This is a genomic window from Amycolatopsis sp. BJA-103, assembly GCF_002849735.1.
In the GTDB taxonomy this organism is placed as follows: Bacteria; Actinomycetota; Actinomycetes; order Mycobacteriales; family Pseudonocardiaceae; genus Amycolatopsis.
Window position 1 is genome coordinate 9,035,508 of the sequence record NZ_CP017780.1, and the last position, 13,810, is coordinate 9,049,317.

The 13,810-nt window shown below is 67.3% G+C and carries 13 protein-coding genes; 7 read left to right on the forward strand and 6 right to left on the reverse strand.

Translation table 11 applies throughout. The features are described 5' to 3' along the window. Window positions 1–119 precede the first annotated feature (119 nt). Together BKN51_RS41010 and BKN51_RS41015 are read left to right on the forward strand one after the other, a co-directional pair. Window positions 120–1,949 (forward strand): glycoside hydrolase family 3 protein, encoded by a 1,830-nt coding sequence (locus tag BKN51_RS41010; RefSeq protein WP_101612665.1) that lies wholly within the window; start codon window positions 120–122, stop codon window positions 1,947–1,949. Window positions 1,950–1,954: 5 nt separating this feature from the next. Next, a complete protein-coding gene (locus BKN51_RS41015; RefSeq protein ID WP_101612666.1) occupies window positions 1,955–2,770 on the forward strand; it encodes a ThuA domain-containing protein in 816 nt (271 codons plus the stop codon). 116 nt (window positions 2,771–2,886) lie between these two features. Here the strand turns inward: BKN51_RS41015 and BKN51_RS41020 are convergent, their stop codons facing one another. Together BKN51_RS41020 and BKN51_RS41025 are read right to left on the reverse strand one after the other, a co-directional pair. Beyond that, complete coding sequence (locus tag BKN51_RS41020; RefSeq protein ID WP_101612667.1) at window positions 2,887–3,594, reverse strand: RraA family protein; 708 nt, start codon at window positions 3,592–3,594, stop codon at window positions 2,887–2,889. A gap of 9 nt (window positions 3,595–3,603) precedes the next feature. Beyond that, complete coding sequence (locus BKN51_RS41025; RefSeq protein WP_233223778.1) at window positions 3,604–4,551, reverse strand: hypothetical protein; 948 nt, start codon at window positions 4,549–4,551, stop codon at window positions 3,604–3,606. Between the two features lie 180 nt (window positions 4,552–4,731). Here BKN51_RS41025 and BKN51_RS41030 point away from each other — a divergent pair, with 180 nt between their 5' ends. The 5 genes from BKN51_RS41030 to BKN51_RS41050 are packed head-to-tail and all read left to right on the forward strand — an operon-like array spanning window position 4,732 to window position 9,317. Next, entirely contained in the window at window positions 4,732–5,925 is a 1,194-nt protein-coding gene (locus BKN51_RS41030; protein ID WP_199193066.1) for a lipid-transfer protein, read from the forward strand. A gap of 20 nt (window positions 5,926–5,945) precedes the next feature. Continuing rightward, complete coding sequence (locus BKN51_RS41035) at window positions 5,946–6,377, forward strand: type II toxin-antitoxin system Rv0910 family toxin (RefSeq protein ID WP_101612668.1); 432 nt, start codon at window positions 5,946–5,948, stop codon at window positions 6,375–6,377. Then, a complete protein-coding gene (locus BKN51_RS41040) occupies window positions 6,374–7,219 on the forward strand; it encodes a MaoC/PaaZ C-terminal domain-containing protein (RefSeq protein ID WP_101612669.1) in 846 nt (281 codons plus the stop codon). Before BKN51_RS41035 ends, BKN51_RS41040 begins: the two co-directional genes overlap by 4 nt. 11 nt (window positions 7,220–7,230) lie before the next feature. Beyond that, on the forward strand, window positions 7,231–8,100 hold the full coding sequence (locus BKN51_RS41045) for an SDR family oxidoreductase (protein WP_101612670.1): 870 nt from the start codon (window positions 7,231–7,233) through the stop codon (window positions 8,098–8,100). After that, window positions 8,097–9,317 carry an acyl-CoA dehydrogenase family protein gene (locus BKN51_RS41050; RefSeq protein ID WP_101612671.1) on the forward strand — a complete coding sequence of 407 codons (1,221 nt, stop codon included), beginning with the start codon at window positions 8,097–8,099 and terminating at the stop codon, window positions 9,315–9,317. The genes BKN51_RS41045 and BKN51_RS41050 overlap by 4 nt, the downstream gene beginning before the upstream one ends. A gap of 96 nt (window positions 9,318–9,413) precedes the next feature. Here BKN51_RS41050 and BKN51_RS41055 read toward each other — a convergent pair whose 3' ends face one another. Genes BKN51_RS41055 through BKN51_RS41070 form a run of 4 tightly spaced genes read right to left on the reverse strand, consistent with a single transcriptional unit; the run spans window position 9,414 to window position 13,802 of the window. Then, a complete protein-coding gene (locus BKN51_RS41055; protein WP_101612672.1) occupies window positions 9,414–10,451 on the reverse strand; it encodes a 3-deoxy-7-phosphoheptulonate synthase in 1,038 nt (345 codons plus the stop codon). Next, window positions 10,448–11,344: a DMT family transporter gene (locus tag BKN51_RS41060; protein WP_101612673.1), complete on the reverse strand. Its 897-nt coding sequence runs from the start codon at window positions 11,342–11,344 to the stop codon at window positions 10,448–10,450. Before BKN51_RS41060 ends, BKN51_RS41055 begins: the two co-directional genes overlap by 4 nt. Then, window positions 11,341–12,798: a class I adenylate-forming enzyme family protein gene (locus BKN51_RS41065; RefSeq protein ID WP_101612674.1), complete on the reverse strand. Its 1,458-nt coding sequence runs from the start codon at window positions 12,796–12,798 to the stop codon at window positions 11,341–11,343. The genes BKN51_RS41060 and BKN51_RS41065 overlap by 4 nt, the downstream gene beginning before the upstream one ends. After that, on the reverse strand, window positions 12,795–13,802 hold the full coding sequence (locus tag BKN51_RS41070) for an FkbO/Hyg5 family chorismatase (protein ID WP_101612675.1): 1,008 nt from the start codon (window positions 13,800–13,802) through the stop codon (window positions 12,795–12,797). The genes BKN51_RS41065 and BKN51_RS41070 overlap by 4 nt, the downstream gene beginning before the upstream one ends. Window positions 13,803–13,810: the final 8 nt, after the last annotated feature.

Below are 13,810 nucleotides of genomic sequence, written 5' to 3' on the forward strand. Positions count from 1 at the left end.
ATCGATCCGGGCCGGTGTCGGTCACCGGGAACCGTCTTTTCCGCAGGTCTAGACCATGCGACCTCCATCATGCGTTAATTCAAGCCTTGAACTTACGCATGGTGTCGAGGAGGACCCGGATGCGGAGATTCACCCTGGGGATAGTGACGGCCGCGCTGGTGCTGGGGTCGCATACCCCGGCACTGGCCGGAAACGGCCCCGCTTACCGGGACGCCTGGCGGCCGGTGAAGGTGCGCGTGGCCGATCTGCTTTCGCGGATGACCCTCGACGAGAAGATCGGCCAGATGACGCAGGCCGAGCGGCTCGGGATCAAGGCGCCCGGCGACGTCACCAAGGGCATGCTCGGTTCCCTGCTCTCCGGCGGCAGTTCCCAGCCGACCCCGAACAACGCGGTCACGTGGGCCGACATGTACGACAACTTCCAGAAGGAAGCTCTCGCGACCCGGCTCGGCATTCCACTGATCTACGGTGTCGACGCCGTCCACGGCCACAATGGGCTCTACGGCGCCACGGTCTTCCCGCACAACATCGGCCTCGGCGCGACGCGCGATCCCGCGCTGGTCGAGAAGATCGGCCGCGCGACCGCCGAAGAGGTCTCGGGCACCGGAATCGACTGGAACTTCGCGCCGTGCCTGTGCGTCGCGCGCAACGACCGGTGGGGACGCACGTACGAATCCTTCGGCGAGGTACCGGAAATCGCGTCCGCGATGACGACGGCCATCGACGGTATGCAGGGCCGTTCGCTGTCCGCGCCCGGATCGGTGCTCGCGACCGCGAAGCACTACATCGGCGACGGCGGCACCACCGGGGGCGACGACCAGGGCGAGACCGACATCAGCGAAGCCGAACTGCGCGCGGTGCACCTGCCGCCGTTCCGCGAGGCCGTCCGCCGCAACGTCGGCTCGGTGATGATCTCCTACAGCAGCTGGAACGGCCTCAAGATGCACGCCGGTTCCTACCTGATCAACGACGTGCTCAAGAAGGAACTCAAGTTCTCCGGCATCGTGATCTCGGACTACAACGGCATCGACCAGATCGACCGGCAGCCGGGCTTCACCCCGGCCGAGGTCACCGCGTCGATCAACGCCGGCATCGACATGGTGATGGTGCCCTTCGAGTACCAGAAATTCATGGACACGCTCAAGGCCGAAGTCCTCGCCGGGCGGGTCACGCAGGCGCGGATCGACGACGCGAACAAGCGCATCCTGACGAAGAAGTTCGAGCTGGGCCTGTTCGAACGGCCGCTGACCGATCGCCGGTTCCTCAAGACCGTCGGCAGCGACGAGCACCGCGCCCTCGCGCGGCAGGCCGTCCGGCAATCGCAGGTGCTGCTGAAGAACGAGAACCGGGTGCTGCCGCTGGACAAGTCGCGCAACCGGATCTTCGTCGCGGGCAAGAGCGCCGACGACATCGGGAACCAGAGTGGCGGCTGGACGGTCGGCTGGCAGGGCAAGAGCGGTCCGGTCACCGAGGGAACGACCATCCTGCAAGGGATCCGGCACACCGCGAAGCCGTCGTCCACGGTCACCTTCGACAAGGACGCGAACGGGATCGACAAGTCCTACGACGTCGCCGTCGCGGTGGTCGGGGAGACGCCGTACGCCGAAGGCCGCGGTGACAAGCCGGAGGGAATGGGGCTCGACGCCGAAGATCTGGCGACCTTGAAGCGGCTGCAGGACAGCGGCGTCCCGACGGTGGTGGTGCTCGTTTCCGGGCGGCCGCTGGACATCGCCCGGCAGGTGCCGGCTTGGGACGGGTTGATCGCGTCGTGGTTGCCCGGCTCGGAAGGCCAGGGCGTCGCGGACGTGCTCTTCGGCGACTACAACCCCACCGGCAAGTTGCCGGTGACCTGGATGCGCAGTGCTGACCAGCAGCCGATCAACGTCGGCGACGGAAAGTCCGGGCTGTTCCCGTTCGGGTTCGGCCTTCGCTATCGGCATGGGTGGTGAGCAAGATGAAGAAAATCGCGGTCCGGCTCGCTCTGCTGTTCGTTTCGTGTCTCGCACTGGCGCTGGCGCCGGTGACGGCACAGGCGGCACCCGCGTTCAAGGTGCTGGCCTTCTACAACGGCACCTACGACGCGGCGCACATCAGCTTCGTCAAGGAAGCCAACCAGTGGTTCCCGAACACCGCTTCGCAGAACAACTTCAGCTACACCGCGACCAACAACTGGAACCAGCTGAACTCGCTGCAGCCTTCGCAGTACCAGGTCGTGCTGTTCCTGGACGACCTGCCGCAGACCTCGTCGCAGCGCGCGGGCTTCGAGCGCTACGTGAAGGCGGGCGGCGCGTTCTTCGGTTTCCACGTGGCGGCGTTCAACACCAATCCGTCCACTTGGGACTGGTACCACAACAAGCTCCTCGGCACGGGCGCGTTCAAGTCCAACACCTGGGGACCGACGACGGCGACGCTGAAGGTGGAGAACCGGCCGCATCCCTCGACCACGCGGCTGCCCGCGACGTTCACCTCGTCGGTGAGCGAGTGGTACGCCTGGAACAGCGACCTGCGCAAGAACCCGGACATCCGGATCCTCGCGTCGGTGGACCCGGTGAGCTTCCCGCTGGGGACCGACCCGAACCAGTCCTGGTACAGCGGGTACTACCCGATCCTCTGGACCAACAACAAGTACAAGATGCTGTACGCCAACTTCGGCCACAACAAGATGAACTACGAGACGAACCAGCCGCTGTCTTCGACGTTCGGCAGTGAGGTGCAGAACCGCTTCGTCATCGACGGTCTGCTGTGGCTCGGCGGCGTGAAGACCTCGTAAGTCCAGTCCGTGAAGGCCTCCTTGCCTACCCTGAAGGTAGGGAAGGAGGCCTTCACGGACAGCTCCGCCCGGTGCCCCCAGCACCCAGTCGCGCGGGCGATACCAAAGGTCCCTTGCTACTCCTCGATGGCGCCGCCGACCGATCGCAGGTGTTCGCGGAACGTCAGCGAAGGCGTCTTCGCGCGCTCCGCGAGGAAGTCGGCGAAGCGCACCTGCTCGCGAAGGGACTCTCCGGCGCGGATCCGCTCGGCCTGGAGCCGTTCGGTGTCGCGGATGCCTTCGGCGCGGTCCAGGACCTCGTCGGCCCGGTCGGCCGCGATGAACAGGACCCCGTCCTCGTCGCCGAACACGAGGTCGTCCCGGGTCACCGTCCATTCGCCGACGACGGCCGAGTCCAGCGCGCCGTCCGGGCGGGCCGAGACCGAGAGCGGGCCGGTCGGGATCGAGCCGAGGCTGAACACGGGCAGGCCGATCTTCTTGATGTCGGCGGTGTCGCGGTGCAGGCCCCAGATGACGACGCCGCTCAGCCCGGCCGCCTCCGCTTCGAGGACGGCGAGGTCCCCGACGCAGCTTTCGTCGAGCCTTCCGCGGTTGTCGACGACGAGGATGTCGCCGGGGTTCGCGGTTTCGTACGCCTCCAGGAAGACGTCGACACTGCCGACGTGCCGGGCGGGGGTGACCCGCCCGGCCACGCGGCCGCCGGGCACGACCGCGTGCGTGCCGGCGGGCGCGCATCGGACCGGTACGCCCGCGCGGACGCAGCCGTCGGTCAGATGCGCGGTGGTCAGCTGGGAGAACCGCTGACGAAGCTCCTCGGGATCCATATCCCGACCTTAGCCACGGCGCCACACCACAGGAGCGTTCTCGTAGCCGCCCTGCAGCGCGCCCGCGACCTCGCCGTTGTCGCCCACGACGACGCCGTGCCCCTGAATGGGCGCGGGGAGCGTCGTGATCGTGCCGCCCGGTGACCACACCGCGGGGGTCCTCGGTGAGATGTAGCCCGTGACCAGCCCGGATCCGTTGAGCGCCGTCGTGTACATGCCGCCCGGGATCTCCTCGGAGGTGTCGATGGACGACCAGAGCCGGTCGCCCAGCTGAGTCGACGCCAGCACCTTCCCGTTCCGGATCGCGATTCCCCTCGATTCGCGAAGGCCCTCGGGGAGGACGAGTTGCCGCAGCACGCCTTCCTTCCAGAGCCAGGTGCCGCCGAACTGTTCGTTCAGCAGGATGGTTCCGTCCTGGTCGATGTCGACGGGGGAGAGCAGCGGCGGGACGTCCAGCAGCACCGGGTGCTCACGGTCGCCGGACGGCCAGAAAGCGGCGGTGGAGCCGTAGCGGATGTCGTTGAACACCGTGCCGACGACGTCGCCGCGGTCGTTCGTGCCGAGGGCTTGCGTGTTGTAGTAGCCCGGAACCTTCCCCAGGAACCGGAAGCCGCCGTTCTCGAAGGCGAAAGCGTGCTTGCCCGGGTAGCGGCTCCCTTCCGGGTAGTAGACGGCGTTGCCGAGGACCGACCCGGACGCGTTCTCGTCCACCGCTTCGACCGAGGTGTAGCCCGCCGGGAGGCCGCGGTCCTGGAAGGTCCCGCCCGCCCAGGTGATCAGCCGCCCGTCGTAGGTCCCCGCGTAGCCACCGGCGCCGTCCGTCGTGGTCACTCGCGCGGCGGCGCCGCCGGGCGGCAACGGCAGGTAGCTCATCGTCCATTCGCTCGCCGACGCGGTGCCCGCCGACAGCAGTCCGGCGGCGACGGTGGCCGCCATGACCAGGCTCGTACGTTTCATCGAAACCCCCTGTGAGTCGTGTCCACCCTGTTTAACGGGGGTGCGAGCCGGCCGTCTGCGTCACCTGACACTGAGCGTGCCGTAAGTAACATCCGTGCAGGATTGTATGTAAGGGGTTGATAAATACAGACCTGTCTGTATCTTCAGTTCCAGTAGCGACCGGCAACGACAAGGAGCGTCGTGGTGGCCAACAAGGTGTACGTCGTCGGCGTGGGCATGACGAAGTTCGAGAAACCCGGACGCCGCGAGGACTGGGACTACCCGCAGATGGCCAAGGAGTCCGGGACCAAGGCGCTCGCAGACGCCGGGATCTCGTTCGACGAGGTGCGGCAGGCTTACGTCGGCTACGTCTACGGCGAGTCGACCTCAGGGCAGCGCGCGGTCTACGAGCTGGGCATGACCGGCATCCCGGTGGTCAACGTCAACAACAACTGCTCGACCGGGTCGACCGCGCTGTACCTGGCCGCGGAGGCGATCCGGGGCGGCCGCGCGGACTGCGTGCTCGCGCTGGGGTTCGAGAAGATGCAGCCTGGATCACTCGGCTCGACCTACGACGACCGCGAGCAGCCGATGGGCAAGCACCTCCAGGCGCTCGCGGAGATCTCCGAGGTGCTCTTCCCGCCCGCGCCGTGGATGTTCGGCGCGGCGGGCCGTGAGCATATGAAGACCTACGGCACGACCGCCGAGCACTTCGCCAAGATCGGCGAGAAGAACCACCGGCACTCGGTGAACAACCCGTACGCGCAGTTCCAGGAAAGCTATTCGCTGCAGGACATCCTGGACTCGCGGATGATCTACGACCCGCTCACGAAGCTCCAGTGCTCCCCGACTTCGGACGGTTCGGGCGCGGCGATCCTCGCCAGCGAGTCCTTTGTGGACTCGCACGGGCTCGCGGACCAGGCCGTCGAGATCGTCGGGCAGGCGATGACCACCGACTTCGCCAGCACCTTCGACGGGACCGCGAAGAACATCATCGGCCACGACATGAACGTCCAGGCCTCGCGCCAGGTCTACGACCAGGCCGGGCTCGGACCGGAGGACTTCCAGGTCATCGAGCTGCACGACTGCTTCTCCGCCAACGAACTCCTGCTCTACGAAGCGCTGGGACTCTGCGCCGCAGGGGAGGCCGGGAAGCTGGTCGACTCCGGGGACACCACCTACGGCGGGAAATGGGTCGTCAACCCGTCCGGCGGGCTGATCTCCAAGGGGCACCCGCTCGGCGCCACCGGCCTCGCGCAATGCGCCGAACTGACCTGGCAGCTGCGGGGAACCGCGGACAAGCGCCAGGTCGACGGCGTCGAAGCCGCGCTGCAGCACAACATCGGACTCGGTGGCGCCGCCGTCGTCACCGCCTACCAGCGCGCCGTGCGCTGATCTCACCGAAAGGAAGAACCATGGGCAAGATCAGTGCCTCCGTCGAACTCCCCGCCGCTCCCGACAAGGTCTGGGCGGAGTTCTCCAACCCCAACAACTTCGAGAAGTGGCTGACCATCCACACCAAGTGGAAGGGCGAGGTCCCGGCCGAGTTCTCCAAGGGGGCGCAGGCTTCCGAGGTCGTCACGATGCTCGGGATGCCGAACACGATCACCTGGACCGTCGACGAGTTCGAGGCGCCCTCGAAGCTCGCGATCTCCGGGACCGGGATGGCCGGGGTGAAGGTCAAGTTCGAGCTGTCCGTGGAAGCGTCCGGCGACGGCTCGCTCGCCAGCATCGACGCGGAGTTCGCGGGCCAGATGATCATCGGCGCGCTCGGCAAGGCCGTCGAGAAGGACGGCAAGAAGAACCTCGACGCCTCCCTCGAGAACTTCAAGGCGCTGGTCGCGTGACCGACGAGCGGTTCGATCCCGCCGGGCTCGGCAAGTGGACCGACGAGTCCCGGTTCGAGGTGACCCGCGAACGGCTGATCGAGTACGCGAAGGCCACCAACGACCCGATCCCGGCGCATCTCGCCGGGGACGTCGCGAGCCCCGTGTTCGCGATCGTGCCGGTGTTCGAGTCGCTGATGGAACCCGCGCTGGAGGTCGTCCCGGTCGGGCTGTTCGGCCGGATCGTGCACGGGGAACAGGAATTCCGCTTCCACCGGCCGATCAAGCCCGGTGACAAGCTCGTTTCGCGGGCGCGGATGACCGGGTACGAGGGTCTCCCGAACGGCACCCGCGGCACCATCCACCTCGAATGCCGGACCGAGGGCGGCGACCTCGTCAACGAGCAGTACGTGACGTTGTTCGTCCGCGGGTTCGACACCGGCGAGACCCGGGGCGAACTCGGGCCGGAGCACAAGTTCGACGACGCGCTGCGTGCACAGGCACCGGTGGCGGAGGTGAAGCAGCACGTCGACGACGACCAGACGTACCGGTACGCGCCCGCCGCGGGCGACCCGATGCCGATCCATCTCGACGAAGAGGTCGCGAAGGATTCGGGACTGCCGGGGATCATCGCGCACGGCCTGTGCACCATGGCGTTCACGTCCTGGGCGCTGCTGACCGAGGTCGCCGGGTCCGATGTGGACAGACTGAAAAGGTTCGCCGTCCGGTTCGCCAAACCGGTACTGCCCGGCCAGGACCTGACGACGCGGATCTGGCGTGCCGGCGCCGGGAGTCACGCGTTCGAAACCACCGTCGGCGAGACCGTCGTGATCAAAGACGGTCTCGCGGAATTCGCGGAGTAGGAGCCAAAGTCATGGGAGCACTCGACGGGCGGGTCGCCGTCATCACCGGCGCCGGTCGCGGGATCGGCCGCGAGCACGCGCTGCTGTTCGCGCGGGAGGGCGCGAGCGTCGTGGTCAACGACCTCGGCGGGGCGAACGACGGAAGCGGCGCCGATGTCGGCCCGGCACAGGAGGTCGCCGACGAGATCCGCGCGGCGGGCGGGAAGGCCGTGGCGAACACGGCCAATGTCGCGGACTGGGCGGGCGCCGCCGAGCTGGTCGCGCAGGCGGTGGACGAGTTCGGCAGGCTCGACGTCGTCGTGAACAACGCGGGAATCCTGCGCGACGCGTTCATCGCCGGGCTCGAGGAGTCCCAGTGGGATTCCGTGATCGCGGTGCACCTCAAGGGGCACGCGGCGGTGCTGCGGCACGCGGCCGCGTACTGGAAGACGGCGAGCAAGGCGGGCGAGCGGGTGGCGGGCTCGGTGATCAACACCGCGTCGGCTTCCGGGGTCACGCTGCCGAATGCGGGACAGGCGAACTACGGCGCGGCGAAAGCGGGGATCGCCGCGCTGACCCTGGTCGCCGCCGAGGAACTGGAACGCTATGGCGTGCGGGTCAACGCGATCGCGCCGATCGCGCGCACGCGGCTCACCCTGGCGACGCCGGGGATGGGCGCGATCTTCGCGCAGGAGGTGGAGGAAGGGGAGTTCGACGCGTTCTCCCCGGCCAACATCTCCCCGCTGGTGGCCTACCTCGCGACCGAGAAGTGCCCGCTCACCGGCAAGGTGTTCGCGGTGCAGGGTGGCGCGATCTCGGAACTCGCGGGCTGGCACGACGTCAAGGTGATCGAAACCGAGGAAGCCTGGGAGATCGACGACATCGCGGCGAGGCTGCCGTGATCGAGTGGTCCGAGACCGAACTGCTGATCCGGGACGCGATCCGCGAGTTCGTCGACAAGGAGATCCGGCCGCACGTCGACGAACTCGAAAGCGGGACGCTGCCGCCGTACGACCTCATCCGCAAGATGTTCGCCGCCTTCGGCATCGACGCGCTCGCGCGGGAATCGGTGACGAAACTGCTGGCGAAGGAGGGTGGCTCGGGATCCGGTGGTGGCGGGCTCGCGTTCGGTGGGCAGGAGGCGATGGCGCTCATCGCGGTGAGCGAGCTGGCCGGGGTGAGCCTCGGCATCGTCGCTTCGCTCGGCGTGAGCATCGGCCTGACCGCGCAGACGATCCTGACCAAGGGCACGCGGGCGCAGAAGGAACGCTGGCTGCCCGGGCTGGCGACGTTCGAGAAGGTCGGCGCGTGGGCGATCACCGAGCCCGACTCCGGCTCGGACGCTTTCGGCGGCATGAAGACGTCGGTGCGGCGTGACGGCGACGAGTACGTCCTCAATGGACAGAAGACGTTCATCACCAACGGCCCGTATGCCGACACGATCATCGTCTACGCGAAGCTCGACGAAGGCGACGGCGCCGCCGTCCGTGATCGCAAGGTGCTGACCTTCGTGCTCGACAAGGGCATGCCTGGGCTCACGCAGGGCAAGCCGTTCAAGAAGATGGGCATGATGTCGTCGCCGACCGGCGAGCTGTTCTTCAGCGACGTCCGGCTCGGGCGCGATCGGCTGCTGGGCGAGTCCGAGAACAGCCGAGACGGCGACAGCAAGGCCGAGGTGAAGTCCGGCTTCGCCGTCGAGCGGATCGGGGTGGCGGCGCTGGCGCTCGGGATCATCAACGAATGCCACCGGCTCTGCGTGGACTACGCGAAGAACCGGAAGCTGTGGGGCCAGGAGATCGGGCGGTTCCAGCTGATCCAGCTCAAGCTGGCGAAGATGGAGGTCGCGCGGATCAACGTGCAGAACATGGTGTTCCAGCTGATCGAGACGCTGCGCGCGGGCAAGATGCCGACGCTGGCCGAGGCTTCGGCGATGAAGCTGTACTCGTCGGAGGCGGCGACCGAGGTCGCGATGGAGGCCGTGCAGTTGTTCGGCGGCAACGGGTACATGGCGGAGTACCGGGTGGAGCAGCTGGCCCGGGACGCGAAGTCGCTGATGATCTACGCGGGAAGCAACGAGATCCAGGTGACGCACATCGCGAAGGGGCTGCTGGGTCGCTGAGCGGGAGCAAGGGACCTTTGCTATCGCGTGCGTCAGGAAAGGGTCGTTCAAGACGAAAAACGTCCTGAACGACCCTTTCCTGACACTGGGCGGAGGTCACCCGAGGACGACTGACCGGCCCAGTCGCACGGAGTCGGCGAGCGACTCCAGCACCGACACGGTGCTGCCCAGGTCGAGACAGGCGTCGGTGATGCTCACCCCGTACGGCGCCGGATGGTCCTGTCGTCCCGCTTCGAGGAACGACTCCATCATGATCCCCGCGATTCCCCGCTCACCACAGGCGATCCGGCGCGCGATGTCGGCGACGACACCGCCCTGGCGACGATGGTCCTTGCGGGAGTTGCCGTGCGACGCGTCCACGACGACACGGTCCAAGGACTTCGTGGCGCGTAACCCCTCGATGGCCGCGTCCACGTTCTCCGGGTCGTAGTTGGCCCCGGCCGCGGTGCCACGGAGGATCAGGTGTGCCGCCGGGTTGCCGGGCGAACTTCGCACGACGAGCGCGCCGTGTTCGTTCACCGCCGGGTGGCGCTGCGCGGTGCGGGCGCAGTGGATCGCGGCGGTGGCGACCGGCAAGTCACCGTCGAGACCGTTCTTGATCCCGATCGGCATCGGCAGCTGGGACGCGAGTTCCCGGTGCGACTGGCTGGAGACCGTCCGCGCTCCGATGGCACCGTAGCTGAGGAGATCGCTCACATAGGGGGCGAGCATCGGCTCGACGAATTCCCCCGCCAGTGGCAGACCACTCTCCGCGGCCATGGTCAAGAACCGGCGGCCGGTGCGCAGGCCACCGGCGATGTCTTCGGAGCCGTCGAGCCAGGGATCGTGGAGCAGGCCCTTCCAGCCGACCCCGGTTCGCGGTTTTTCCAGGTACGCCCGCAGCACGACGAGCAAATGGTCCTTCATCGGTTCGGCCGCCTTCGCCAGCCGTTCGGCGTAGTCGAGGACAGCGACCGGGTCGTGGACGGAACACGGGCCGACGACGGCCAGCACCCGTCCGTCACGACCGTTGAGCACGTCGGTGATCTCCGAGCGGTGTTCCCGGATTTCGTCGATGACCTGGCTGGGAACGGGATGTTCGGCGGTCAGTTCCGCCGGGCTCGGCAACAGTTCGTGATCGGGGATCGTGGTCACTGCGCTCTCCGTTTCTTGGTCCGGGAAACGCCGACGCCGGCAAGGCACAGAGCCCCGCCAAGGACTGCGAGCAGAGTGGGAACCTCGTCGAGGAACAGCCAGGACAGCGCGATCACGATCACCGGGACCACATAGGTGGTCACACCGAGCTTTCCGGCGGGCGTCCGGGACAACGCGTAGGCCCAGGTGTAGAAGGCGAGCGCGGTGGGCAGCAAGCCCAGATAGACCACCGACCAGGTGGCCGATGCCGGTGCTGTCGCCACATCGTGGATCAGCTGACCGCTGAACGGAAGACAGGCGACGGCGCCGACGACGCAGCCGAAGGTCGTGGCCTGCAACGCGGTCGCGTGGCTCAAAGCCGGTTTCTGGGAGACGACTCCCACCGCGTATCCCGCCGCCGCCAGCAAGCAGAGCGCGACGCCGAGGGCACTGGAGGAGCCGTGCTGCGAGGCGAGCCCCACGATCGCCGCGCCGGTGAAAGCGACGACGAGCCCGATCACCAGAGGGCGGGGGAGCCCTTCCTTCAGGACGATCCCGGCGAGGATGGCGGCGAAGACCGGGCCGATCCCGACCAGGAGCGACGCCGTCCCCGCGTCGGTATAGCGTTCGCCCCAGTTCAGCGCGACCATGTACAGGCCGAACCAGAAGACCCCGGCGCCGGCGATGCCGGGCCAGGCCTTGCGCGGCGGGAGCGGCATTCCCTTGATCGCCGCGATCGCGCCCAGGGCGAGCGCGCCGACCAGGAGCCTGCCCAAGGCGAGCGACCCCGGCTCGTAGTGCGCACCGGCGAAGCGGATCCCGACGAAGGCGGACGCCCACAAGACCAACGTGACGGTGATCGCGGCGACGGCCTTGATGTCGAGCCCGGCCTCGGCCTCGGTCCGGGTGCTCATCGGACGGCCGCCAGCGTCCGGAGCGCCCGGCGGTCCAGCTTGCCGACCGGAGTGCGGGGAAGGGATTCGACGACGATGATGTCCTCCGGGATCTCGTACCAGCTCAGGTTGTTCTGCGTCAGGGAACCGATCTCGGCGATCACCCGGTCCGGCTCGGCGCCCTCGTCCAGTTCGACGTGGGCGCGCAGTGAGGTCGTGGAGGATTCCCGGCGCACCGAACAGACACCGGCCGCGCGGACGGCGGGGTGACTCACCAGGAGATCTTCGATTTCGGCGGGATGCACGTTCTGCCCGCCGACGATCTCGATGTCGTCCAGCCTGCCGTGCAGGCGGACGAAGCCGTCGGGATCGACGGTGGCGGCATCGCCGGTCACGTACCAGTCGTCCGGCGTGCGCAGTGGCGTGTCGGAACCGCGAGGGACCCCGGGCGCGATCGTCGGGCCACGGACCTCCAGCTTCCCCTCCACACCGGCCGCCACTTCTCGGCGCAGCTGGTCGACGATCCGCATGCGGTACGGCGGGAGAATCCGGCCGATGCTGCCGTCCCGTTGCGAGGACAGGGTGTTCGCGATCAGCGCGTGACCTATTTCAGTCGTGCCGAAAATATTGAGGAACCTCGCCCCGAGCGTTTCGCGGAGCGTGGTTTCGACGCTTTCGGGCAGGGGTTCGCCGGCGACCAGCGCCAGCCTCAGGCCGCGGAGCACCGCGGCGAACGGCTGCTGGAGCAGCCGGGCGTAGAAGCTGGGCTGTCCATAAAGGACCGAAACCTGATGCCGGGTGATCAGCTCCAGGGCCGCGGATTCGGTGAGACGCTCGCGGCTGAGCACCGTCGAGCCTCCGCGAAGCAGCGGCAAGAGGATGGAGTTGCCGAATCCGTAGGAGAAGTACATTCGCGAAACGGAAAGGGTGATGTCGTCCGGGGTGAGGTCCACCACCGAGCCGATGGCCTGGTCGTAGATCTCCGGGTCACCGTGCGTGTGGAAGCAAAGCCGGGGAGTCCCTGTCGTGCCGGAGGTGAAGAAGGCGAACGCCGGCGTATCCGCGTCGGCCGCGGCGTACCCGGTCACCGGCTCATGGTCGCGCAGCCGGGCCGGTGGGACCGGGTCGACCTGGTCGAGCCCGGGTGTCCCCGGTTCCGCGATGGTCAGGAAAGGGCTCGCGGTTTCGGCCGCACGACCGATGGCCGCCTCGTGGATGAAGGTGTTGAGAGGGATCGCCACGGCCCCCAGCCGGATCGTGCCGAGGACGGCTTGCACGAGTTCGACACCGTCGGGGAGCACCAGCAGGACACGGTCTCCCGCCTTCACCCCGTGTGCGGCCAGTCCACCGGCGTAGCGTGCCGAACCGGCGTACAACTCCGTGTAAGACACCTTCGTATCTTCGGTATGGTAGGCGGTTCGCCCTGACCAGCCTTTTTCTTCGGCGAGTGCGGCAAGATGACGGGCCAGATTCATTGGACTATCGCCTCGATTTCGACGAGCAGATCGGGGCGGCAGATGTCGACGTTCAAATAGACGACCCGCGCATCGGGAGAAAAGACTTCCTTGCACCGCGAGCGGACGAACGGGATGTCTTCGGAACGGCTGACGTAAACCTTGATCAAGTCGAGGTCCTGGAGGGTGTAGCCGCCTTCCGCCCGGACTTTCCCCAGGTTTTCCGTGCTGATCAACGCCGCGATGTTCTCCAAGGTGACGTCGACCTGGCCGGAGATGTCCCCCTTGTGCACGGTTTCGTCGCCGATGATGCTGGCGGTCCCGGAAATGTACAGGATTCCGTCGGCGAAGGTGGCTCGCGCGAAACTCGGCGCCTTGGGGCCATAGCTGTCCGGGTAGTGGTAGGCAGGAGTCTGCCGGGGGTTCTCGAGGTGGTGCACGTCGGCATCGGCGCGCCCGGAGATGAAGTAGAGGTACACGCCATTGCCCCGGGTGCCGATCCCGGTGGCCGCCGGGATGTGCAGGATTCTGCCTGACCACAAGGCGAAGGCTTCGGACCGTCCCGCGCAGAAGTCGCGGTAGACCTCCACGCCGTCGGCGTTGTCGTCGATGATGCCGCCGACCAGGTTCCACATGCGCAGGATGTTCGGGTAGCCGAGACGCGTGGCGAGCTCGAAGGCGGAGTCGTAGGCGATCCGGGCCGCATCGCGATAGACGCCGCGCTCGCTGACCTGAACGGAGCAGAACAGATGGCGGCCGTCCACGGCGTAGACCAGGCCGCCTTCCTTGCCCGCCACGACCGGGCCCGAAGCGGCGAAAACCTCGTGGAATCCCGGCTCGGTCTCCGTGGTCATCGGTACGCCCACCGTCGGCACGCCCTTGTGCAATTCGGGGGCGAACCCATTCTTTTCGAATGCGACGCGGGCGAGAATGTTCTGACTGTCCGATTGTTCTCCTGGCTGTTCGAACTTTATGTTCGGTCGCGTGTCTTTCGGTGAGTTGAGCAGGTCGACAAAACTCGACATCCGAATTC

Coding starts and splice junctions, on each gene's coding strand:
- BKN51_RS41065 (WP_101612674.1), bottom strand. CDS start 12,798: ATGAATCTGGCCCGTCATCTTGCCGCACTCGCCGAAGAAAAAGGCTGG.
- BKN51_RS41020 (WP_101612667.1), bottom strand. CDS start 3,594: ATGGATCCCGAGGAGCTTCGTCAGCGGTTCTCCCAGCTGACCACCGCG.
- BKN51_RS41035 (WP_101612668.1), top strand. CDS start 5,946: ATGGGCAAGATCAGTGCCTCCGTCGAACTCCCCGCCGCTCCCGACAAG.
- BKN51_RS41045 (WP_101612670.1), top strand. CDS start 7,231: ATGGGAGCACTCGACGGGCGGGTCGCCGTCATCACCGGCGCCGGTCGC.
- BKN51_RS41070 (WP_101612675.1), bottom strand. CDS start 13,802: ATGTCGAGTTTTGTCGACCTGCTCAACTCACCGAAAGACACGCGACCG.
- BKN51_RS41025 (WP_233223778.1), bottom strand. CDS start 4,551: ATGAAACGTACGAGCCTGGTCATGGCGGCCACCGTCGCCGCCGGACTG.
- BKN51_RS41015 (WP_101612666.1), top strand. CDS start 1,955: ATGAAGAAAATCGCGGTCCGGCTCGCTCTGCTGTTCGTTTCGTGTCTC.
- BKN51_RS41010 (WP_101612665.1), top strand. CDS start 120: ATGCGGAGATTCACCCTGGGGATAGTGACGGCCGCGCTGGTGCTGGGG.
- BKN51_RS41060 (WP_101612673.1), bottom strand. CDS start 11,344: ATGAGCACCCGGACCGAGGCCGAGGCCGGGCTCGACATCAAGGCCGTC.